The organism is Streptomyces sp. NBC_00647 (assembly GCF_045207245.1).
Taxonomy (GTDB): domain Bacteria; phylum Actinomycetota; class Actinomycetes; order Streptomycetales; family Streptomycetaceae; genus Streptomyces.
This window is the reverse complement of the sequence record NZ_CP109040.1, coordinates 9853946-9875127: the sequence shown is the minus strand read 5'-3', so window position 1 is coordinate 9875127 and position 21182 is coordinate 9853946. Positions and strand designations below refer to the sequence as shown.

The 21182-nt window shown below is 69.9% G+C and carries 20 protein-coding genes and 1 pseudogene; 10 read left to right on the top strand and 11 right to left on the bottom strand.

Translation table 11 applies throughout. From position 1 onward, the window contains the following. The first annotated feature begins 121 nt into the window (after window positions 1–121). Window positions 122–556 (top strand): peptidoglycan-binding protein, encoded by a 435-nt coding sequence (locus OG788_RS43555; protein ID WP_406376411.1) that lies wholly within the window; start codon window positions 122–124, stop codon window positions 554–556. A gap of 422 nt (window positions 557–978) precedes the next feature. Here OG788_RS43555 and OG788_RS43550 read toward each other — a convergent pair whose 3' ends face one another. Then, window positions 979–1455, bottom strand: a complete 477-nt coding sequence (locus OG788_RS43550) for a GNAT family N-acetyltransferase (protein ID WP_406376410.1) — start codon at window positions 1453–1455, stop codon at window positions 979–981. Window positions 1456–1612: 157 nt separating this feature from the next. Next, complete coding sequence (locus OG788_RS43545) at window positions 1613–2794, bottom strand: serine hydrolase domain-containing protein (protein WP_406376409.1); 1182 nt, start codon at window positions 2792–2794, stop codon at window positions 1613–1615. Between the two features lie 372 nt (window positions 2795–3166). Between OG788_RS43545 and OG788_RS43540 the strand changes: the two genes are divergently transcribed. Continuing rightward, window positions 3167–3505: a hypothetical protein gene (locus OG788_RS43540; protein ID WP_351542428.1), complete on the top strand. Its 339-nt coding sequence runs from the start codon at window positions 3167–3169 to the stop codon at window positions 3503–3505. A 276-nt stretch (window positions 3506–3781) separates the two neighbouring features. Here the strand turns inward: OG788_RS43540 and OG788_RS43535 are convergent, their stop codons facing one another. The 3 genes from OG788_RS43535 to OG788_RS43525 all read right to left on the bottom strand — a co-directional run bounded on the left by OG788_RS43535 (window position 3782) and on the right by OG788_RS43525 (window position 6937). Further along, entirely contained in the window at window positions 3782–4894 is a 1113-nt protein-coding gene (locus OG788_RS43535) for an ABC transporter substrate-binding protein (protein ID WP_406376408.1), read from the bottom strand. Window positions 4895–5166: 272 nt separating this feature from the next. Then, window positions 5167–5709, bottom strand: a complete 543-nt coding sequence (locus tag OG788_RS43530) for a GNAT family N-acetyltransferase (protein WP_406376407.1) — start codon at window positions 5707–5709, stop codon at window positions 5167–5169. 292 nt (window positions 5710–6001) lie between these two features. Further along, complete coding sequence (locus tag OG788_RS43525) at window positions 6002–6937, bottom strand: LysR family transcriptional regulator (protein ID WP_406376406.1); 936 nt, start codon at window positions 6935–6937, stop codon at window positions 6002–6004. A gap of 134 nt (window positions 6938–7071) precedes the next feature. On the opposite strand from OG788_RS43525, the gene OG788_RS43520 reads away from it, so the two are divergent. After that, a complete protein-coding gene (locus OG788_RS43520) occupies window positions 7072–8340 on the top strand; it encodes an MFS transporter (RefSeq protein ID WP_406376405.1) in 1269 nt (422 codons plus the stop codon). Window positions 8341–8647: 307 nt separating this feature from the next. Beyond that, window positions 8648–9196, top strand: coding sequence for a DUF1062 domain-containing protein (locus OG788_RS43515; RefSeq protein ID WP_406376404.1), 549 nt, complete (start codon window positions 8648–8650; stop codon window positions 9194–9196). Between the two features lie 49 nt (window positions 9197–9245). Here the strand turns inward: OG788_RS43515 and OG788_RS43510 are convergent, their stop codons facing one another. The 3 genes from OG788_RS43510 to OG788_RS43500 form a co-directional block, all read right to left on the bottom strand. After that, window positions 9246–9749: a polyketide cyclase gene (locus OG788_RS43510; protein WP_406376403.1), complete on the bottom strand. Its 504-nt coding sequence runs from the start codon at window positions 9747–9749 to the stop codon at window positions 9246–9248. A 136-nt stretch (window positions 9750–9885) separates the two neighbouring features. After that, window positions 9886–10353 carry an HIT family protein gene (locus OG788_RS43505; RefSeq protein WP_406376402.1) on the bottom strand — a complete coding sequence of 156 codons (468 nt, stop codon included), beginning with the start codon at window positions 10351–10353 and terminating at the stop codon, window positions 9886–9888. A 132-nt stretch (window positions 10354–10485) separates the two neighbouring features. Then, a complete protein-coding gene (locus OG788_RS43500) occupies window positions 10486–11097 on the bottom strand; it encodes a TetR/AcrR family transcriptional regulator (protein ID WP_406376401.1) in 612 nt (203 codons plus the stop codon). A 121-nt stretch (window positions 11098–11218) separates the two neighbouring features. Between OG788_RS43500 and OG788_RS43495 the strand changes: the two genes are divergently transcribed. Further along, on the top strand, window positions 11219–12241 hold the full coding sequence (locus OG788_RS43495) for an aldo/keto reductase (protein WP_406376400.1): 1023 nt from the start codon (window positions 11219–11221) through the stop codon (window positions 12239–12241). Window positions 12242–12322: 81 nt separating this feature from the next. Next, window positions 12323–13702 (top strand): FG-GAP and VCBS repeat-containing protein, encoded by a 1380-nt coding sequence (locus OG788_RS43490; protein WP_406376399.1) that lies wholly within the window; start codon window positions 12323–12325, stop codon window positions 13700–13702. A 201-nt stretch (window positions 13703–13903) separates the two neighbouring features. On the opposite strand, the gene OG788_RS43485 is transcribed toward OG788_RS43490, so the two are convergent. Beyond that, entirely contained in the window at window positions 13904–15475 is a 1572-nt protein-coding gene (locus OG788_RS43485; RefSeq protein WP_406376398.1) for an N-acetylmuramoyl-L-alanine amidase, read from the bottom strand. Window positions 15476–15692: 217 nt separating this feature from the next. After that, on the bottom strand, window positions 15693–16442 hold the full coding sequence (locus OG788_RS43480) for a D-Ala-D-Ala carboxypeptidase family metallohydrolase (protein WP_406376397.1): 750 nt from the start codon (window positions 16440–16442) through the stop codon (window positions 15693–15695). Between the two features lie 179 nt (window positions 16443–16621). On the opposite strand from OG788_RS43480, the gene OG788_RS43475 reads away from it, so the two are divergent. Both OG788_RS43475 and OG788_RS43470 read left to right on the top strand, forming a co-directional pair. Beyond that, window positions 16622–17662, top strand: a complete 1041-nt coding sequence (locus OG788_RS43475) for a helix-turn-helix domain-containing protein (protein WP_406376999.1) — start codon at window positions 16622–16624, stop codon at window positions 17660–17662. Between the two features lie 68 nt (window positions 17663–17730). Further along, a complete protein-coding gene (locus OG788_RS43470) occupies window positions 17731–18384 on the top strand; it encodes a hypothetical protein (protein WP_406376396.1) in 654 nt (217 codons plus the stop codon). 155 nt (window positions 18385–18539) lie between these two features. Here OG788_RS43470 and OG788_RS43465 read toward each other — a convergent pair. Beyond that, window positions 18540–19406, bottom strand: a pseudogene (locus tag OG788_RS43465) (helix-turn-helix domain-containing protein). A gap of 144 nt (window positions 19407–19550) precedes the next feature. Here OG788_RS43465 and OG788_RS43460 point away from each other — a divergent pair. Further along, window positions 19551–19955: a cupin domain-containing protein gene (locus OG788_RS43460; protein ID WP_406376395.1), complete on the top strand. Its 405-nt coding sequence runs from the start codon at window positions 19551–19553 to the stop codon at window positions 19953–19955. 78 nt (window positions 19956–20033) lie between these two features. Beyond that, complete coding sequence (locus tag OG788_RS43455; RefSeq protein WP_406376394.1) at window positions 20034–21056, top strand: zinc-dependent alcohol dehydrogenase family protein; 1023 nt, start codon at window positions 20034–20036, stop codon at window positions 21054–21056. Window positions 21057–21182: the final 126 nt, after the last annotated feature.

Sequence of the window (21182 nt, the reverse complement as noted above, 5' to 3'; positions counted from 1 at the left end):
CATTCGTGCAAGCAGTCGACGCCCGCTCCCGGCGAGGCTGTGGCAGCGCGGTCGGCCGATGACGGCGACCGAAGGAACCGACAGAAACGAGGAGACAATGCGTGCTGTATCCAGGGCACTTGTGAGTGCCACCGCTGTCGTCGGGATCGCCGTGGGGTCCCTGATGGGCGCGAGCGCCGCCCTCGCGGCGCCCCCGTCGGCCGCCGGAGCCGCGGTGAGCACCCAGGGCGTCACCATCCAAGCCGTCAACAACCTCGGTCTCACCACCTCCGAAGGCAAGAGCGTGCAGTGCTACGTCCGCGACGCCGGGTTCAGCCCCGGCACGATCGACGGGCAGCTCGGCACCAGCAGTTGGAAGGCCTGGCAGCGATTCCTCAACGATCGCGGATACAACGCCGGAACCGTCGACGGCGACGTCGGCCCCGCCACCATCCGTGCCCTCCAGCGCTTCCTCACCTACATCGGCTACGACACCGGCGGCATAGACGGCGTCGCAGGAACCAAGACCCGGGCCGCCTGGAAGGCGTTCTCCCACCTCGGCGGAGGCTGGTGCTGACCACTCGCCGCGGCCTAGAAGCGAACGGGCGCCTGCCTACGCGGTTCTCCATCGCGTAGGAGTTCTTGAAGGCCCCGGCCGACTGCTGTCGGTCAAGGCTCAGCCGTGACCCGGTCGTGTTGCTCTCCGGCGGAGTCGGCTACCTGCTTCCTGGACGGCGAAGCAGGTAGCCATCCGGTTCCGACTCTGGGAGCACGTCGGTGGAGGCCGCGACGTCGCCGTCGCGTCGGCGGGCGGCCTCAGCGGTCGCCTCCGCGATGTCGCCGTCGCGCCACGGGTCTCGGGACGCACCGGTGACCACTGCCGTTGCCGGGCAGCGTTGCTGATCACCCTTGATCCAGATCATCGCCGGAGTCGGCCACGGAACGCGGATCGCGTGCGTTGGTGTGGGCGTTGGCGTTGGCGTGAACGTGGGCGTGCGGTCAGTGGAGCAAGGTGAGGAGCACCTCGTCGACTTCCTCGCCTCGTGCGTTCGCGAAATCCCGTGCGCTGCCGGAGATTTCGAACCCGCACTTCTTCAGGACCTGGATCGAAGCGAGGTTGTCCGCGGCCGCACGGGCGTGCAACGGACGCTCCGTCGCGACACCGATGATCTTCCGCAGCGCGGCGGTGGCTGCTCCTCGCCCCCAGTACTCCCGCCCGATCCAGTACGTGACCTCGCGTTCCTCGGGGGGTCCGAACACGCCGGCATGCCCGACGACCTCATCGCCGTCGCCAAGGATGGTGCGCGCGACCACCGTTGAGTCTTGGCGGATCCGTGCCCAGTGGGCCTCGAAGAGCGCCCTGTCCGAAGGGTCCTTGGCAGTGAACGCCGCCATCCGGAGCCCTTCGGGGTCGTTCATCTGAGCGAAGAAGGTGGGCAGGTCATCGTCCCTCACGTCTCGCAGCACTACCTCCATCAGAGCCCTCCCCGGCTGGTGATCGTGAGCGGTCAGCAGTGTCGCTCGCCAGTAGTGGCCTGCGCTGTCAGCCAGACCTCACCGCACCATCTGCTCCGCGATCAAAGGATTACCCATGGCCCCTCTCTGCGCCAGTCCAGCCGGTTCGTCGTTACGTTCAGGGGGTGTTGGAGCCTTCGGCACACAATGCGTGGTCGATCAGGGTGCTGCCCGCGCCTTCCTGGCCCAGGATGTGCTCAAGGGTGTCGCCGCGGGCCTCGGACATGGACACCACGGCGCTTCGGGTGCCGTCGTCGGTGACGCCGTTGAGTGTGATGTAGCCGCCGTCCCCGCCCTCGTGGCTCCAGTAGGTTCCTCCACAGCTCAGGGGTCGTTCGACCAGGCCGAGCCCGTATCGGCCCCCGGGCCAGAGCTGTTGGACCTCCGCGTTCACGGGGACGGTCCGCTTCATCTCGGCCAGCTGCCGCGCCGGGAGCAGGCGGCCCGTGAGCAGCGCGCGGAAGAAGCCGTTCTCGTCTCGTGTGGTCGTGACGAACGCGAGGTTCTCGTGGTCCACCGGTATCTGGTCGGTGACGTCCACCAGGGAACCGGGGCCGAAGAGTTGGTAGGCCTGGGCGTGCGGCCGGGGCAGGGTGGGTGAGGTGCCGGTCCAGCGGGTCCGACCGAGGCCGAGCGGGCGCAGGATGCGATCTTCGATCTCCCGGTGAGCGGGTCGACCCGTGACCTTGTGGATGACGGTGCCGAGCAGAACGTACCCGGTGTTGGAGTATTGCCAGCCCTCACCGGGCGGGAAGTCCGGCGCGTGGCTCATGGCCCGGGCGACGAGTTGCTCGGGGCCGTAGACCTGGTGGCGCTGCTGGAAGTACTCCGTCGGCGTGGTGTATCCGGGCAGGTCGTCGTGGATGCCGCTGGTGTGCTGGAGCAGTTGACGGATGGTGATCCCGCTGCCGTCGTTGCCGTTGCCGCGCACCACTCCCGGCAGCCAGTGCTCGACCGTGTCGTCCAGGGAAAGCCTGCCCTCGGACTCCAGTTGGAGGACCACGGTGGCGACCAGCGTCTTGGACGTGCTGGCCATGCGGAAATAGCCGTCGGACGGGACCGGGCGGCCGGTCTTGAGGTCGGCGGTGCCACTGGTGGCGACCGACTGCCGACCGTCGGGCGCGATCGCACGGGCCTGCACACCACTGATACCGAGGGCGTGAATCGCTGCGGTGTCCTGGCGTAACTGGGCCGTACGGGAGGGACCGGTGGGCTGGGCAACGGCGATGGCCACCTCGGCGGTGAGCAGCACAGCGACCCCGAGTGCCATGACGAGGTGCTTTCGCGGAGTCGACATCATGGCTGAACGCTAGTTTCGCCCCCAGTGGGGGCGCGATCCTGTGCACCCCAGGATCGGAGTGGGGATATCCCCCGGAGCGCGCCGTCACCAGCGTGGAAACGATCCTCTGGCCTCTTCGACTCATGTCGGCCGCACCTGTTGACGCCAGCACGGGACATGACTCTGCCGCATCCATGACCGACCACGGAGCCGGAGCCGGAACCGGAGCCGAGAGAATGCAGCGGGACGGGCTGACGCGCGTGTTCATGCCCGTCGGGCACCGTCGAGGTCGGCGAAGGCGCGCCCCGGTCTCCGTGCGCCGGTGGGTACGTCCGCGGCGCGATCACTCTGACGTGCCAAGGGCGCCGCGCTTCCAAGATCTAGGCTCTGGGCATGACCGACGAAGAAGTGATGGCGCGCGTCGTCGCGATCCTCACCAAGACACGTGAGTACGTGGGGGAAGACGCCCCGGAACCGGACAGCGAAAGCGATGTCCTCCTCAACGAGTTGGTGAAGGACATCTTCCCGAGAAGCGTGGACATCGACGACGATGCCACCCCGCAGGAGGTCGCCAACGCCATCGCCAAGGCAATGAGCGGCCCGATCTTCGCAGCCTTCGGCGCGTTCGCCGCGGCATTCCACCAACTCGCGGCGGAACACGATCGCGATGATCCCGAGGTCACCTCCGCCCAGGTGCTTCGCGACCTCGCCCTACGCGCCAGCAGCGAGTGACAGCCGATCAGCAGCCCCGTCCGCAGGGAGCTTCCGGCGACCGGTGAGCCCCTGCGTGATCGGACGGTCGGCAGGGACGCCGAACTCGCCCGCCAGGACGGACCCGACCCGAGCCTCCCGAGCCAGGCGCAATCGTCCGACCGGCGTCGGCGCCCGTGTGGGGAAACCCTGCCGCCTCGCCGGAATGCGGCACGGGACGCTGCGCGGCTTCATCCCGCACTCCGTGCAAGGCGGAGGCCCCCGGGTGCCGGGGACCGATCGGACGTCGGCGCTGCCTCAGCCGACGTGAAGGATCCGAAAGCGATCCGGTTCCGCCGGATCTCGGTCCACGACCTGGACCGGCGTCCAGGCCCATTGCCAAACGCTGATGCCCGGCGTGCGGGAGAACTCGATCGACCCTCGGGTGCCTTCGACTGCGACACGCCCCCAGGATTCGGCAGTGCGCGCCCGGTCCGTGCCGTGAGAACGCAGCATTTCTGCGAGGACCGTGATCGTGTCGTAGCCCTCGAAGGCGACGAAGGAGGGCGCTTCGGCCAGTCGCTCGCGGAGGACCGTCTCGACTCGTGTGCCGAGCGGGCTGAGGCGCTCGGGCAGGTAGCGCAGGAACGGGATCGCTGCGCCGTCGTCACCCAGCAGCGTCGCCCATTCGGCGAACTCCGGTTGCCCGGCGGGAGCACCGATCAGCATCTCGGCGAGGCGCTCGTCTCGGCGCACGGACGTCACGATCGACACCGCCGGATCCGGGTGGCCGACCAGAAGCAGGAGGGCCGTCGCGCCCGTGTCGACGAGTTCGTCGCATACGGCCGCGGGGGTCAGTGTGCTCACATCGAGTTCGATGACGGTGCCGCCGCGTGGAGCGAGGTAATCCCGCAGGATGCGGGTCCCCGATGCCCAGTAGACACTCGGCTGGGTCGCTACGACGATTCGACTGTGGCCCGCGCCGAGGAGGAAGTCCGCGTAGATCTGCCAGCCGTGGGACTGCGCCGGGGCGAGGCGCGCGACCCAGTCCGTCGGTTGCTCGGTGAGTGCGTCGAGAACCGCTGACGAACAGAGGAAGGGCAGGCCGAGGGCGTCGGCCCTGGCGGCGGCGGCGCGAGCGACGACGCTGTGATACTCCCCCGCCAGGGCGGCGACGCCCAGGCGGGCCAATTCGTCCACGGCCGCCGCGGCCTTCTGAGGATCAGCCGCGGTTTCGCGGACCACCAGCTCGAGTGGTCTTCCGACGATCCCGCCGCCGTCATTGACGTCGCGAACGGCCAACTCGATTCCAGCGAGCAGGTGTTCGCCCGCCTCGACCCACCCGGGCCGGGTCAGCGGAACGAGGGCTCCGATCCGGACGGATGATCCGTCTGTTCGCTCCGCTCCACGTGGCGATGGTGGCGCGTTCATGTGGCGTCTCCCGTGTGACGATGCGGTCGCGGTCTGCCCGGAGGACAGAGGGGCAAGGCCCGGTGGTACGTGTTCATCTCCTCCCGCCGTGGCGGGCGCACCCGGGTGGCCATGCCGGATATTGGATGCACAACCATCGCCACCAGGCAACCCGTTGTGGTTCCCCGAGCAGTCCGTCACCTGATCGCGGCGTCCCTGGCTCCGGGTGGCGGGAACCGGTGACTGCCGACCATGTTCAAGACGAGCGTGAACAACGAATCAGAACTACGCGTCTAGCCCTTCGAGTCCGGCTTCCAGTCCTGAACGAGGAGCCCGAGCAGCACCTGGTCCAGGAACTCGCCCAGCACCCAGGCCGAGGAGCGCAGCACGCCCTCGCGGACGAACCCGTTGCGCTCGGCGGAACGCAGCATCGCGGCGTTGTCCGCCAGTGTCTCAATCTGCAGCCGCTGAAGGCCGCGCACGACGAAACCGTAGTGGCACGGCACCGCGACCACGTCGGTGCCGTAGCCCTTGCCGCGCGAGGACGGCAGCAGCCCCAGCCCGATGTGCGCGGAGCGGTTGTGGTTGTCGATGCCCCACAGCGTCGCGGTACCGACCAGCGTGCCGCCGTCCAGCTCCACCACGGAGAACGGGACGTGCCCCTGCTCCTTGTCGTCCACTACGAGCCGCGGGTCCTTCGAACCTGGCGTGATCGGCCGCCACGGCCGGCCCTCGGCCCGCGAACCGTTGACCACGTCGTCGTAGAGTTCGGCCCGCAGGACCGGGACGTCGTCGTCGTGCCGGGCCCTCAGCCCGACCTTGCTGCCCTTTAGCATGCGAGCTTCCTATCCGACCGGGCCGGCCGGCGGCAAACCATGAGAAGATCGGCTCAGTTGGTGGAGCGGTGGCGCTGGCACCTGCGGAGTGGAGTCCGTCCGAGACCGGTAGTCAGGCACCCACCGTCCCGCAACACTCCTTCGGTGCCTGGGCTCCCCTTCCACTCCGCCCTACGGCAGTGCCGTCAACGTCCCGGACCGACGTACGCGCGGTCCGTCGAGCGGGCGCTGCACCGGCCAGGCCCACGATCCTGGGGTGCGCTTCGTCCGAAGGCCGACGGCGGAACGGTGTTCAGCGCGGAATGACCCAGTCCGGCACCCACGTCCCGGCGGCGTCGGGACCGGCCGCTGTGGCGGCGAGGTGGGAGCGGAGGGTGGCCAGCGCCGGGTGGGGGTTGTCGCGGCGCCAGAGGAGCGAGTGCGGGTAGACGGGCGTCGGGTCGGTGACCGGGATGCGGCGCAGGTCGTGGCCGGCGGGCCAGACGAGGCGGGTCTGCCCGCCCATGAAGGTGGCCAGGGCCGGGGTGTCGGCGACGGTGTCGAGGAGCGCGTCGGAGCCGAAGTTGGGGCCGGTCGCCTCGATGGTGAGGCCGAACTCGGCGACGAGGTCGTCGTAGTAGACGGCCCATTCGGTACCGGGGACGATGCCGGGCATCCAGATCCGGTGCCCGGCCAGCCGGCCGAGGGGCACCGACCGGGCGCCCGCCAGCACGTGGGCGGGGCCGGTGAGGAGCTGCAGCGGCTCGTCGAGCACCCGGACGGACTCGACGTCCTCGGGAAGGGGCCGGCCGGGTACGGCGACAGCGCGGAAGGACGCGTCGATCTCACCGGACCGGATGGCGGCGACGGCCGTCTCGATGTCGAACAGCCACACCACGTCGAGCTCGATCTCGGGGTGCGCGCGGTGGAACCCGCGCATGAGACCCGACGCAGCGCCGCGCGAGGCGATCACGTCGACGCGCAGCGGACGACGGCCGGTGCGCACGGACGTGACCGCGCGCTCGGCGACGCGCAGCAGCTCGCGCGCGTGGGGCAGGAACGCCTGCCCGTCGATGGTGAGCTCGGCACCGCGCGCGGTACGGGTGAACAGCCGCACACCGAGGGTGCGCTCCAGCGCGGCGATGCGCTTGGAGACGGCCTGCTGGGTGACCGCCAGCTCGGCGGCGGCCTCCTGGAACTGCCCCGCGTCGGCGGCGGCGACGAAGGTCCGGACGGTGTCGAGGTCCATGTCCACACCCTACGGGGCACAACCAACGGTTGTGGCCCGGCGGCCTGGCGGTTGTTTGACCCCCGGGTACGGTGCTCGCTTTGATGCTTCCGATCGCGGATCGGTTGTGCGGGTGAGTGGCGAGGGGCGTCGACATGAGGAGCGGGGACCGGCTGGGGCAGCTGCTCGGAGGTCGGCTGGGGCGGCAGTTCGGGTGGCTCTGGGGAGCGTACGGGACCAGCGCGCTCGGCACCTGGCTCGCGTTCGGCGCGTTCCCGCTGATCGCCATCCAGGTACTGCACGCCGGACCCGCCGAGGTCGCCGCGCTCTCCTCCGTCGGGGCCGCGGTGGGCGCTGCCGCGGCGGTGCCGCTCGGCCCGTGGGTGGAGTTCCGCCGCAAGCGACCGGTCCTGATCGCCATGGACCTGGTGCGCTGCGCCGCGTTGCTGACGATCCCCGCCGCGTTCGCACTCGGCGTGCTCACCTTCCTTCAGCTCCTGGTGGTCTCGGTCGTCGTCGCGGCGGCGGACATCACCTTCCGCACCGCCTCCGGCGCCTACCTGAAGACGCTGCTGGCGGCCGAAGACCTGCTCGTCGCCCATGCCCGGTTCGAGTCCACGGCCTGGACGACCACGATCATCGGACCGCCGCTGGGCGGCGCCGCGATCGGGCTCCTCGGTCCGGTGGCGACGGTGGTGGCCGACGCGGTCAGCTACCTGCTCTCGGCCCTGGGCATTCGCGCGACAGGCGGGCACGAGCCGCTGCCCGAGCGCCGCAAGGCCACGCGCATGCGCGCCGGTGACCTGCTCGATGGCTGGCGGTACATCCTCGCCGACGCGACGCTACGTCCGCTGTTCTTCAACACCGCCTTGTTCAACGGCCTGGTGATGGCCACCCAGCCACTGCTGGCCGTCCTCATGCTCGGCCGACTCGGGTTCGCCCCGTGGCAGTACGGCCTCGCCTTCGCCGCGCCCTCGATCGGCGGGCTGCTCGGCTCACGGCTGGCCAGGCCGCTCGTCACCCGGTTCGGGCAGCACCAGGTCCTGGTCGTGGCCGGCGCACTGCGCGCGCTCTGGCCCGTCGGCCTGGCCTTCCTCGGGCCGGGCACCGGCGGCCTGCTCCTGGTGATGGGCGTAGAGCTCGGGCTCATCTTCTGTTGCGGAGTCTTCAACCCCGTCTGCGCCACCTACCGCCTCCAGCGCACCGAGACCGACCGGGTCGCCCGCACCCTGTCCGCCTGGTCGGTGACGACGAAGGCCTCGACCGCACTCCTGACGGCCGTCTGGGGCGTGCTGGGCGGCCTGCTCGGCCCGCGTACGGCCATCGGCCTGGCCGGCGTGCTCCTGCTGGCGACCCCGCTGCTGCTCCCCCGCCGCGCGGCAACGCCTCTCTCCGAGCCGGAGCCGACACCGGACCGCGCCTGACGGCCGGCCTCGCCCGTCACACATCAGCACCACCGCGCCCACGTGTCGCGCCACGGAGCCAGGTTCGCCCCGACAGCACCGGCTTCGTCCATGATCCGCAGAGCAGGACCTGGCCGCGAGGGGCCCGAAAAGCAGTGGAGCAGAGCCGCTGTGCGCCACTACCGTGCTGCCGGACCCAGTCGTCTCCCGTCAAGGACGTGCCGTTGTACACCCTGTGAGACCTCCCGAGCGCTGAATCGTCGCGCGTCGCGCATGTGCGCCGCGCTCCTTTTTGCTGCGGACTTCTCACTGAAACCGGTGTACTTCTGTGCTCGAAAACTGGGTGGTCATACCCACCTGCCTGCCGCTCGTCCTCCGCCGCTGCCACGCATGCGCGTCGGAGCGCTTCCGGGCAAGCGGAAAGTTTCGCGTCAACGCGAACCACAAGCTCATCGACGCCTGGCTCCTCGCGCTCTGTACCGGCTGCGGGGACACGGTGAAGCTCACGGTCCTGGAGCGGATGAATGTGCGCTCCGTACGGCCTGAGCTGCTGGACCGGCTCCATGACAACGACCGTGGTCTGACAGCCGAGCTGCTTCAGGATCCGGTCGTACGGCGCCGTAATCGCATCGCCCTCGACTGGGGCAACGCCTGGCGCCTGGACACCGGCGGATCGGATCGCCGGGACCGTGAGGTGATCGACGTGTCGGTCCGCTTCGCGGCGCCGATCCCCGTGCGGCCGGTGCGGCTGATCGCCGAAGGCTGCGCTCTTTCGCGGGCCGAGGTCGAGAGGCTGATCGCGGAGGGGAATCTCGTCTCGGCCGTCCGGCTGAGCGGCAAGCTCTCCGGCGACTTCACCTTCACGCTCAAGCGCTGAGCCGTCGTCGGGGCCAGGGGCCTGTCCGGCAAGATCCGCCGGACAGGCCTCAGCCGCCGGTCGTCCCGGCCCCCGACGTCCGTGCGGCGAGCTCGGCCAGATGGTGCAGCGAGTCGGGGAGATGCTCAGGGCCGAACGGCGGGAACCGGATGCCGCGCTCGCGGATGAACCGCGGCACCGCCGACCAGTCGTAGGTGAGCGTGACCTCGGTCTCGGACGGACCGAGCGGCGCAAGGTCGTATCGCCAGATCCAGCCGCCGAACTCCAGCCGGCCATCGCCCTTCTCCTGCCCCGTCATCCAGCCGATGGCGCGCGGCGGGTCGAGCACCTGGACCTTGTTGACCACCCGGTAGTCACCGTCCGGATGCTTGGCGTGGTACATGTCCATCCGGAAGATCTGCCCCACCTCCGTCAGCGGCGCCCGGTCGACGGATTCCTGGACCCAGCCGGTGCCATCGATCGCGGAATGGGTCGTCGGGTCCGCCAGCACCGCGAACACGCGCGTGACGGGCACGGCGATCGTCAAGGCGGCGCTCACGCTCTCCTGATTCACGGTGTGCACGCTCCTTGCCATCTCGTCCCCGGGCCCCGCCGTTCCGGAAGGGATGTTCCCTTCATACAGACGACGCGGCGACGCGAAACTCATCGGTGGGCAGGCGGGATTCCCCTGTCTCCGGGCGAGGATGATGTCAGCCGGCGTTCGGGTGCCCATCGAGCTGGGCGCGGAGTGTGCGGGCGATTCGGTCTGCCCGGTCAGCCGTCACCCGCTCCTCCTCCGGTCGCCGGAGCAGCTCGAAGATGCCCGGCCCACGATGCTCCGGCCGCAGATCTGCCATGCGCGGCACGATGTGGAAGTGCACGTGCGCGAAGCCCTCGGCTTCGGCGAATTGGACGACGTAGGTCTTGTGGCAACCCGTCACACTCCGGAGAGCCCGGGAGAGCTTGACCTGCCACACCCCCAGGGCAGATGCCTCAGCGTCGGTGAGGTCATGGACTGCCGCGACATGGCGCCGGGGCAGCAGCACCAACCAGCCGTGAACCGCGGTGTTCAAGGCGTGGGCCACCCGCCAGTGTTGGTCATGGACCACGCACTCGCGGGGTGGGAGGTCGTCGAACTCTGCTTCCTGGCTGCATGTGTAGCAGTCGAGAGTCGTCATGCTCCGAGATCGTAGAGCTGTGTCGGGCGCCGCATCGGGGAGCGGACGGCGCCTCTACCGTCGGCGCCACCGGTGCCCCACAACCGCCTCCGGCTACCTCCCCACCTCCCCGTCGCAGGCGCCCTCGTCCGGTCAGCTCGACGGGCCGGACGAGACGCCCTGGCGCGGGGTGCGCAGCCCGTCGATGAGCACGGCGACCATGCGTCGGTTGTACTCGGGGCCTTCGCCGGGGACGGGCATGCACAGGTTGGCGATGGCGTAGAGCAGGTCGTGCGCGCTGACGTCGTCACGAACCGCTCCTTCGGCTGCCGCGGTGTCGAGCAGCGCCGTGAGAGCGGGGCCGACCTTCTCCAGGAAGTAGCCGGACAGGCCTTCGTAGGCCGGATCGCCCGAATGGAGCGCCGGAGCCAGCCCTCGCTTGGTCCCCAGGAACTCGGTGTACCGGCGCAGCCACTCTGCGAGCGCATCTCCCGGCTCGTGGACGGCACTGAGCTGCGGTCCTGCCGCGGCGCAGGCGTCGATCCCGCTCTCCACCACGGCCTTGACCAGGTCCGACCGCAGCGGGAAGTGCCGGTAGAGCGTCCCGACGCCCACGCCGGCCAGGTCGGCGATCTCCTTGGCGGGCGCGTCGACGCCGGAAGCGTCGAAGACGGTCCTTGCGGCCTTCATCAGGGCGTCCACATTGCGCTGTGCGTCCGCGCGCAGGCGACGGGGCGTCTCGGGCGACCCTGCCTTCTCGGTCATGTTCCCTCCGGTTGCATAACCGGAAACGCTTTCCGTATAGTTCTGGAAAGGCTTTCCGTTTAACTGCAGGGTAGGGCATCCCGCAGGTTCGGGTGCTCTCCCACACCTCAGGAGGGACCGCATGCAGTACCGCACTCTGGGCCGCACCGGCATGCAGATCAGCCCGTACGCACTCGGCACGCTGATGTTCGCCTCGGCCGTCGGCAACGCCGACCACGGGGATTCGATCCGCGTCATCCACAAGGCGCTGGACGCCGGCATCAACTTCATCGACACCGCCGACGCCTACGGCGACTCCGAGGAAGTGGTCGGCAAAGCCATCGAAGGGCGCCGCGACAACCTCGTCCTGACCACCAAGGTGAGCCGCCCGATGGGCGAGGACCCCAACCAGCAGGGCGCCTCCCGGCGCTGGATCATGACCGCGGTCGAGAACTCGCTGCGTCGTCTGCGGACCGACTACATCGACCTCTACCAGATCCACCGCGTCGACCCCACAACCGACGTCGAGGAAACCCTCTCCGCGCTCACGGACCTGATCCGCAGCGGAAAGGTCCGCGCCATCGGCTCCTCCACGACTCCCGCCTCCGGCATCGTCGAGGCACAGTGGGTCGCGGAGCGCCGGAACCTGGAGCGCTTCCGCACCGAGCAGCCGCCGTACTCCATCCTCAACCGCGGCATCGAGCGCGAGGTCCTGCCCGTCGCCCAGCGGTACGGCATGGGCACCCTGGTGTGGGGGCCGCTCGCTCAAGGTCTCCTCACCGGCCGCGTCCGCAAGAACCAGCGCAACGACCTGAGCCGTGCAGGCTTCTTCAAGCACCTCAACGACGAGCGCCGCATCGACATCGTCGAACAGCTCATCCCCCTCGCCGAGGAAGCGGGCATGCCGATGACCCACCTCGCGACGGCGTTCGCCATCGCCCACCCCGGCGTCACCAGCGCCATCATCGGGCCGCGCACGACGGACCACCTCGATGACCTCCTCGCCGGCATCGACGTCGTCCTCGGCGACGACGTCCTGGACCGGATCGACGAGATCGTCCCGCCGGGCACCGATGTCGGCGCGCTCGACCAGGACTACCGGCCTCCCGCCCTGGAATCCGCGAGCCTGCGCCGCCGTCCACTCGGCGAACGCGCAGCCGCCTGAGAATCGTGTACAACCCGAGGGCATCTCCAAGCGTCATGTAGTTGCCAGCCGCTTTCCCCCGTTGTCCCCGGAGGCCCGTCCGTGCGCCGTTCCCTTCCCCTCGCCGTCGCCGTCGCCGCACTCGTGATCGGCCCGGTGTCCGTCGCCGGACCGGCCGGAGCCGCCCCGGCAGTACCTACGCCGGTCACCGACTTCAACGGCGACGGCTACGCCGATCTCGCTGTCGCCGCGCCTGCGGCCACCGTGAGCGGCCGGGACGACGCCGGGTACGTCACCGTCCTGTACGGGTCCGCCGGCGGTGTCGACACCGCGCGCCCCCAGCTCATCAGCAGGGCGTCCCCGGGTGTACCCGGTGCCGTGGTGGACTACGACTCCTTCGGCCGCACGAGTGCCGCCCGCGACTTCGACGGCGACGGCTACACCGATCTCGTCCTCGGGTCCGAGAACGGGCCGACGATCGTCCTGTGGGGCTCCCCGGCCGGTCTCAAGGACTCCGTCGCTCTCGCGCTCGCCCCGCACAGCGGCCCCCTGGCCGCCGGCGACGTCAACGGCGACGGGCATGCCGACCTGGTCGTCGGCACGGGCCTGGTGGGTGTGGAGTTCGGCCCGATCACCCGAGCGGGCAAGTCCGCGGGCCGCACCGTCGTCCCCTTCGGCGACGAGGACGAGGCCCGCTACGACTTCATCGTGGGCGACGTGACCGGCGACGGGGCCGACGACATCGTCACCACCCACGGGTTCGAGGACCAGGGCCTCGGAACACGCCTCTGGAAGGGCGGCAAGGACGGTTCCGTCACCCGTGTCCCGGGAACGACCACTCCGTCCTCGGAGGGAGTGATCGCCGACTTCGACCGCGACGGCTACGGCGACTTCGCCACCTTCAAGTTCGGCACGAGTCATGAGGACATCGTCACGCGCCCCGGCACCGTCGAGATCCGCTACGGCTCACCCTCCGGCCTCTCCACCCGGACGACGACGATCACCCAGAACACGCCTGGAGTTCCCGGCGTCAACGAGGCCGGAGACCAGTTCGGCCGGGCGCTGGCGGCAGGCGACGTCACCGGAGACGGCTACCCGGACCTCGCGGTGGGCGTGCCGGGAGAGGCCATCGGCAGCACCGACGCCGCGGGGAGCGTCATCCTCCTGAAGGGCGGGCCGATGGGCCCGACAGGCAACGGAGCACTCGCGTTCTCGCAGTCCACCAAGGGTGTCCCCGGGGTCTCGGAGAAGGACGACAGCTTCGGTGACGAGGTCCTGCTGGCCGACATCAACGACAACAACCGCGCCGACCTCATCGTCGCAGCGCCCTGGGAGGACGCTCCGCAGACCGACTCCGGCGCCGCCTGGGTCCTGCGCGGCTCGAAGGACGGCCCTGTCACCAAGAACATCGCAAGCTTCACCCCCGCCACCCTCAACACACCTGGAACAGAGGCCCACTTCGGCTCGTCGCTCGCCCACTGAACCTCGCGGAGCAGGGTCCGCCCAGTGCCCTGGTCGGCGGGCGTCGCCGCTCGGCGGCCGGGGACCGGGCCGGGCTCCTCGTCGACCCGACCGCTCTTGGACCTTGACCACCTCGGAACGGGTACGGCGGCTGGTGCACGTCGACGCTCACCAGCCGCGGCCTCGTCACCGCGGCCGCGGCTGGTCACGCGGTGATCCCGGTCAGCGACCGGCCTGCAGGGCACTCCAGGTCGCGGGGCCGACCGAGCCGTCGACGCTCAGCCCGCGACTGCTCTGGTAGTCCCGGACCGCCTGGTCGGTGCCTGATCCGAAGTCACCGTCCGCGGAGACGGTCCGCCCCAGAGCGGCCGTGAGAGCCCTCTGAAGACGCCGGACGTCGGAGCCCGTGCTGCCCTGGCGGAGCACCGGCACGCTGCCGGCGGAGAGGAGCGCGGTCCAGGTGTGCGCGCCGACGACCCCATCGGCGCTGAGCCTGCGGGCCTGCTGGAACGCCGTGACGGCCGCCGTGGTCTTCGAACCGAAGCTGCCGTCCACGGTGCCCGCGTCGAATCCCTGCTGGTTGAGAAGTGACTGCGCGGCCGACACCTGAGCTCCGGAGGAGCCGGAGCGAAGGGTGTCGTAGGACGGGAAGGTCAACTGGACGTCGCCTCCGCCTCCCGTGCTGCCGCCGACCAGTTGCATGTAGTAGGTCCAGTTCCAGTTCGGTCCTGGATCGGTGTGATCGTTGCCGGGCACCTCCGAGTGTCCGACGATGTGGGCGCGGTCCTTGGGGATGCTGTAGCGGTTGCACAGGTAGGCCGTCAGTGCCGCGGAGGAGCGGTACATCGCGTCGGTGAACCAGCTCGGGTTGTCGATGTATCCCTCGTGTTCGATGCCGATGCCCGATGCGTTGCCCGACCGGGCGTGCCAGGCCGTGTCCTTGTCGCGCACCATCTGGGTGATCTGACCGTCGGAGGAACGCACCACGTAATGGGCGCTGACCTCGGACGAAGGATTCTGGAACCAGCTGATCGTCCCGGCGTAGGAGCCTTGGGTGACATGGATGACGACTTTGCTGATCGTGGCCGTGCGGCCCACGGTGTAGTTGGCGGAGTTGGCTGCGACCCAGAGGGCCGGCGGGTAGTCCGGGCTCTGTGCCGTCGGCGCCGCGGCGGCCTCGTAGCGGCCGCGTTCGGGGGCGACAGGGCGGGCGGTGACGGTCAGCTCCTCCCCGTCCGGCGTGCGGGTTGTCACGCCGTCGGCCAGGAAGGTGTAGACGGTGTCGGCGTAGAGGCGCGCGGCGGAGGGGGTGGTCGCGCCGCCGTACCGGGCGATCAGCGGATACCAGGCATCGGTGTCATGCCGCTCGGCTCGGCCGAGGCCGGCGTCGTCGGCGTAGGCGCGCAGGACGGCCGCTCCGCCGCGGATGTTCGCCGCGGTGTGCTGGCGCAGTGCGCGGGGTGCCTCACCGGTGAGCCGGGAGGCAAGTTCGAGGGTGTGCTGATCGGGGTTGCTCACCAGGTGCATCACGCCGTAGCCACCGGCCTGGCTCGGCAGGCCCGCGTGGTCGTCGAGGTGGGTTTCCCCGTATCCGAGGGCGACCAGGACATCGCGCGGCACGTCGAACTCGGCCGCCGCCCGGGTGAAGGCGCGGCTGACGGGGCCCGGAGCCGTGAGGCCCCCGGCGCGGGGCGCGGCGCCGGCGGGCTGCACGGCGGCGACCAGCACGGTCAGGGTGCCGAGGACGGACAGGGCTGCGCGCCGCAGGGGTACGCGCGACGGACTGCGGTTCATGGGTGTGCCTCCAGGTGGGGACTGTGGCTTCGGGCGCGCGAGGGCAGAACCCGGGTGGCGAGGGGGCGGGGGCGGGTGGCGGGCCGCTTCGGACACCGGGCCGCCGGGACCTCACCGGAGTCCCCGGCTCGGCCCAACCCGGCCGAGCCCGGCTCGACTTGGGTCAGGTCGGGCCGAGCCGGGCTGTCGGGCTGTCGGGCTGTCGGGCTGTCGGGCTTCAGATGGTGCCGCTCTCCCACCACCAGGCCCGCCCGAGGTCCGCGCGGCTGTCGACATGCTGGTGATCGACGGTGTACCGCTCCAGCCCGGAGAACCCGCAGGTCTCCGCCTTCTGATACACCGTGCGGTTGCTGACACCGGGGACGGTGAGGTCGGCGGCGGTGCCGTAGAGGTGCATGCTGTCGCTGGCCCCGCCGATCTCGGCGTTGTGCGCGATGCTGCGGAACCCCGAGTTGACGGTGATGGGTGTGTTGCCGAGCTTCTTGCGCAGGGCCTCCAGCTTGTACATGCAGCGGCGGGCGTTTTCCCTGACGGTGGCAGCGCTCACTTTGCCGCCGTCGAAGGTGCCGCTCGACCGGTCGGTGAACTCGCTCCAGTTGAAGTGGGCCGTCGAACCGTCCGACTGCTCAAGGGCATTGAGCTGTGCCTGGGTGGCGGGTCCGGCGCTGCCGTCGACGGCCAGTCCGTAAGCCGCCTGGAACCTGCGGACCGCGGCGGCCGTGCCCGGGCCGAAGTCGCCGTCGATGCTCACCCGGGACTGGCTGGCCGAGTCCGCGGCCCAGCCGGAGATCCGGATCTGCAGTTCCGTCACATCCGATCCGCTGGCGCCCTGGTTCAGGGTGCGTGACCAGTTGTAGGCGTGTGCGGTGCCCGACAGCAGCAGGGGGCCCGCGAGGGCGCCCACGGTGGCGGCGAAGGTTCCGCGCAGGATCGCGCGGCGGTTCATGGGACGCAGGGGGGAGGTCATCGTGATTCCTTGGGGGACGTGCGCGGGTGCGGCGCTGGGGCGGGGGGTGTCAGGCACGAGAACCGCATGAGGTGTCGCGAGGCCGGTGGGACGGGGCGAGTTCATGCTCCGGCCTACGCCTCTACCTGTCATGCTCATTCGAACGTGCTGAAATATCGCAGGTGGAAAGGGTGTTGGCCGTGCTTCGCTTCCACTTCTCTGCTGAGGATCTGGCCAGGACCCGGGTCACCGCCGCCCCGCACCCGATGTGGGAGATCGCCTCCAGCCTGCACCGCTTCCAAACCCCTGCGGGCCGTTGGGCGTACGCGCACTGGTACGGGCCCGCTCGTGAGCGACTTCGGGAAGCGGGCCTCGAGGACGTGGTGCGGCGGGTGCTGCTGCCCCTCTTCCCGCGCGCGTCCTACTTCCCCGACTTCCTCACCCCACTGGAAGGCACGGCAGGTTTGGAGGCAGGGCTCGAGGCGATCCTCCGCACGCCGTCGGACCAGGTCGCGACGCAACTCGCCGCCCTCGCCCGGGTCACCCGGGTGCCGGCCTGGCTCGGCCGGCTGACGGAGCGGGAAACGCGTGGCGAGCTGGTGGACATCCTGCGCGCCTACCACCGGACCGTCATCGCACCCCACGAGGAGTGGGTGCACGAAAGCCTGCACACCGAGCGGATCCGACTGGCCCGTCACCTGCTCGACGGGGGCACCGAGGGCCTGCTCGAAGGGCTCGGACCGACAGTCCGGTGGAGGCACCCACGCCTTGAGATCACCACGTATCCGACGGAACACGACATCCACTTGAAGGGCCGCGGGCTGCTGCTGATTCCGTCGTACTTCTGCTGGAAGGGACCGATCTCTCTCGCGGATCCGGGGTTACCCCCCGTCCTCATCTACTCCCTGCGCCACGAGATACCCACCGCGCCGTCCAAGACGGCGGCCGAGAGCACCGGTTCGCCGCCGTTGCAGGTGCTGCTGGGCCGGGCCCGCGCCGCCGTCCTGCAGGCCACGGCCGCCGGAGTGACCACCACCGAAGCCGCCCGACGGGCCGGAGTCACACCGGCCACCGCCACCCATCACACCACCGCGCTGCGTGATGCCGGACTCATCACCAGCCACCGCCACGGCAACACCGTGGTCCACACGCTGACCCTGATGGGGGCGACCATGCTGAGCAAGAACCAGCGGCATCCCCTCCAAGCGTCCGCATCGGCTCATCACCACCCGCGAGCGTGACCGCCCCCGCTGAAGCGTGAGACGCGGGCGCTCAAGTGCACGAACGGTCCTCCGCCTATCCTCTTGCCGTGGAGCTTCCCGGGGATCCGTCGAACATCGCCGTCCTGGTCGCAGCGTTCCCTGCCTGCCTTGCCGACGACGTACAGAGCGTGCTGAAGGTCATGCCGGAGGCCAGGCACGCGCCGGTGGGGCCGTTCGAGATCGAGGTGCGGGGCGAGACCGTCGCCATCCCCGCACGCCTCTACAACGAGGAGCCCGCCGTCGGCTCGGAGCGGTCCCTCACCGGAACGCAGCAGGTGATCCTGCATTGCCTGTACTCCCGGCACCATGACGGCCACGTGCGTCAGCGCCACCTCGAACGGGTCCTGGCGTCGAGCGAGCCGTGGGTGGTCCCCTTCGTGATGCAGCCGGCCGGGGAGTACGTGCTGGAGATCCTGCACGTGATCGCTTCGGGGCTGGCGGAGCTCGCCGTCCCGGGCTCGGCCCAGTGCAGGCGCTACGGAGAGTTCATCGCGAGGAACCCGGCCTTCTTCGCACGCACGGAGCGACGCGTGGTGAGCTACTGGTCGGTGTACTACCGCTGGAAGTACCCCGTGTTCGGGACGTATCCGGGGTGCGCACTGCTCGATGCGTTCCGGAGCGCCGCGTCGCACCATACGGGGACGAGGTGGCCGCGCAATACGCCGTCTTCCCTGGCAGGCGGGGTCGACGGGTTCGTCTGAGCGGTTGTGCGCCTCTTTCCCTGCCGGGAGGGTGGCCCGCGCCCTCGGTGACTCCCACGGTGGCTGTCAGACCTCGCTGTGCGCCGTGCCGATGCCCACACCTGTCCGGGTGGTCGCACCCTTGCTCATCCCCGTTGGGCCGGCGTGGCCGCTGGTCAGGCCGCCGGGTCCGAGGAGGCAGTCAGATGCCGGTCGGCGGCCCAGGAAGCGAGGATGCGCAGTCCGTCGCGGCCGGGAGTGCCGACTTCGGCGGTCCAGACGACGAGTTGCTGGTCCGGGTCGGTGCTGGCGGTGAGGGTGTCCCAGTCCAGCACCAGCTTCACGGCGACGGGGTGGTTGAGGGTCTTGGTGCCGATCGTTCGCGCGGCGACATGACGGGCGGCCCACCACTGCCGAAAGTCGGCGTCCTGCACCGACAGCTCACCGACCAGGGCGGTCAGCCGGGAGTCGTCCGGGTATTTCGCCGCCTCCATCCGTAGCTGGGCCACCGCGGTGCGCGCCACACTCCCCCAGTCGGCATACAGAGTTCTCATCGCCGGGTCGGTGAAAAGAATCCGGGTGTAATTCCGCTTCTTTTCGGGAACCTCCCCGAAATTTGTCACCAATGCGGCAGCGAGCGAATTCCACGCGAGAATACCCATGCGGCGGCCCATGACGATGGCCGGTGTCGCCGTCAGGTCGTCCAGGACCCGCTGGAGCTACGGCTGCACCTTCTGCATCGGGCGGCGCCGGGGGCGGCTCGTCCTGCCCGCCAGTTCGAACAGGTAGTCGCGCTGGTCGTCATCCAGGTGGAGTACCTGAGCCAGGGTGGTCAGGACCGGCGCGGACGCCTGCATACGGCCCTGCTCGACCCGGGTGTAGTAGTCGGTGCTGATGGCGGCGAGCTGGGCGACCTCCTCACGGCGCAGCCCCTTGACCCGGCGGATGCCGGTCTCCGGCAGTCCCACCGTGCGGGGGCTGAGCGCGACCCGGCGCTGTTTGAGGAACTCGCCCAGCTCGTCGAGGGGTGCGTTGCGCGTCATGGTCGACAGTATCGCACCGGATCCGCCGCTGTATGGGGGGGAGGCTCAGTCGGTGAGGAGATCTTCGACGAGGCCGAGGGTTCCTGACCGACCGGCTCACCACCCCCGTACGGAACGTACACGCACAAGGAGAGACACGAAACCATGGAGCTTCTGAAGAAGCAGCCGACGATCAAGCTGCCGGAGACCTGGTTCACCGGGGATGCCTGGGCCGATGTGATCTACCGCGGCGAGGCCCCCTCCCGGGCCCGCGCGAACGCGGTGCGCTTCTCGCCCGGCGCCCGCACCGCCTGGCACTCCCACGGCGTGGGCCAGACCCTCTGCATCGTGGAGGGCACCGCCCTGATCCAGTCCCGCGGCGGAGACATCCTCGAAGCCCACCCGGGCGACGTGATCTGGACGCCGCCGGGCGAGGAGCACTGGCACGGCGCCGCCCCCGACCACTTCATGGTGCACATCGCCCTGTGGGAGACCGACGAGGTCAACTGGCTCGACCACGTCACCGACGGCGAATACGGCGGCCCGCGCCGCAGTACCCGAACCGCCTGACCCACCCCACCTTCGACTCCCGCGCCCGGCTCTTCCCCCGGCGGGACGCGGTCCCCCTTCTTTGAGAAAGGCACCATCATGCGCGGAGCAGTCCTCTACGCTCCCGGCGACGTCCGCTTCGAGGAGCGCCCCGACCCGAAGATCGTCAACGCGACCGACGCGGTCATCCGCACCGTCGCCACCTGTGTCTGCGGCTCGGACCTGTGGGACTACCGCGGTATCAACCCGGTTGAGCAGCCCACCCCGTTCGGACACGAGTACGTCGGCGTCGTCGAAGAGGTCGGCGACGACGTGAAGACCGTCAAGCCGGGCCAGTTCGTCGTCGGCTCGTTCATGGCCTCCGACAACACCTGCGCGAACTGCCGGAACGGCTACCAGACCAACTGTCTGCACCGCGAGTTCGTCGGCGCGGAAGGCTGCCAGGCCGAGCGGCTGCGCGTTCCGCTGGCCGACGGCACCCTGGTCGCCACCCCCGAACTGCCCGCCGAACAGTACGTTCCCAGCCTGCTGGCCTGCTCGGACGTGATGGGCACCGGCTGGTACGCGGCCGTCGCCGCCCAGGTCCGGCCCGGTGACACCGTCGCCGTGGTTGGCGACGGAGCGGTGGGGCTGTGCGCGGTCATCGCCGCCAAGGAACTAGGCGCGGAGCGGATCATCACCATGTCCCGGCACGCGTCCCGCCAGAAGCTGGCCCGCGAGTTCGGCGCCACCGACATCGTCGCCGAACGCGGCGAGGAGGGCGTGGCCCGGATCAAGGAGATGACCGGCGGGATCGGCGCCGACCGCGTGCTCGAGTGCGTGGGCAACGAGCAGTCGATGCAGCAGGCTCTCGACTCCACCCGGCCCGGTGGCAACGTCGGCTTCGTCGGCGTCCCCCACGGTGTGCGGATCGACGGCACCGAACTGTTCTCCTCGCACGTCGGCCTACGCGGCGGCCCGGCCCCCGTACGGGAGTTCCTGCCCGACCTGATCGACCGGGTCCTGTCCGGCCGAATCGACCCCGGCAAGGTCTTCGACCTGGAACTGCCGCTCTCCGAGGTCGCCGAAGGCTACAAGGCCATGGACGAGCGCCGCGCCATCAAGGCCCTGCTCAAGCCCTGACCACCGGCCGCCGCAGGGCACCCCGCGGTCAGCACCCCGTGGCACACGTCCGCACCCGACCAGCCGCTGTCCGCGCTCACTTGAGGGAGTTCGATCGTGCATACACGTACGCTCGGCCAGGGCCTC

Bases quoted from the DNA above. Each gene is read 5' to 3' on its own strand.
- OG788_RS43460 (WP_406376395.1), top strand. From the start codon at position 19,551: ATGGAGCTTCTGAAGAAGCAGCCGACGATCAAGCTGCCGGAGACCTGG.
- OG788_RS43480 (WP_406376397.1), bottom strand. From the start codon at position 16,442: ATGACCTCCCCCCTGCGTCCCATGAACCGCCGCGCGATCCTGCGCGGA.
- OG788_RS43520 (WP_406376405.1), top strand. From the start codon at position 7,072: ATGAGGAGCGGGGACCGGCTGGGGCAGCTGCTCGGAGGTCGGCTGGGG.
- OG788_RS43495 (WP_406376400.1), top strand. From the start codon at position 11,219: ATGCAGTACCGCACTCTGGGCCGCACCGGCATGCAGATCAGCCCGTAC.
- OG788_RS43525 (WP_406376406.1), bottom strand. From the start codon at position 6,937: ATGGACCTCGACACCGTCCGGACCTTCGTCGCCGCCGCCGACGCGGGG.
- OG788_RS43535 (WP_406376408.1), bottom strand. From the start codon at position 4,894: ATGAACGCGCCACCATCGCCACGTGGAGCGGAGCGAACAGACGGATCA.
- OG788_RS43505 (WP_406376402.1), bottom strand. From the start codon at position 10,353: ATGACGACTCTCGACTGCTACACATGCAGCCAGGAAGCAGAGTTCGAC.
- OG788_RS43500 (WP_406376401.1), bottom strand. From the start codon at position 11,097: ATGACCGAGAAGGCAGGGTCGCCCGAGACGCCCCGTCGCCTGCGCGCG.
- OG788_RS43545 (WP_406376409.1), bottom strand. From the start codon at position 2,794: ATGATGTCGACTCCGCGAAAGCACCTCGTCATGGCACTCGGGGTCGCT.
- OG788_RS43455 (WP_406376394.1), top strand. From the start codon at position 20,034: ATGCGCGGAGCAGTCCTCTACGCTCCCGGCGACGTCCGCTTCGAGGAG.
- OG788_RS43485 (WP_406376398.1), bottom strand. From the start codon at position 15,475: ATGAACCGCAGTCCGTCGCGCGTACCCCTGCGGCGCGCAGCCCTGTCC.
- OG788_RS43550 (WP_406376410.1), bottom strand. From the start codon at position 1,455: ATGGAGGTAGTGCTGCGAGACGTGAGGGACGATGACCTGCCCACCTTC.
- OG788_RS43530 (WP_406376407.1), bottom strand. From the start codon at position 5,709: ATGCTAAAGGGCAGCAAGGTCGGGCTGAGGGCCCGGCACGACGACGAC.
- OG788_RS43540 (WP_351542428.1), top strand. From the start codon at position 3,167: ATGACCGACGAAGAAGTGATGGCGCGCGTCGTCGCGATCCTCACCAAG.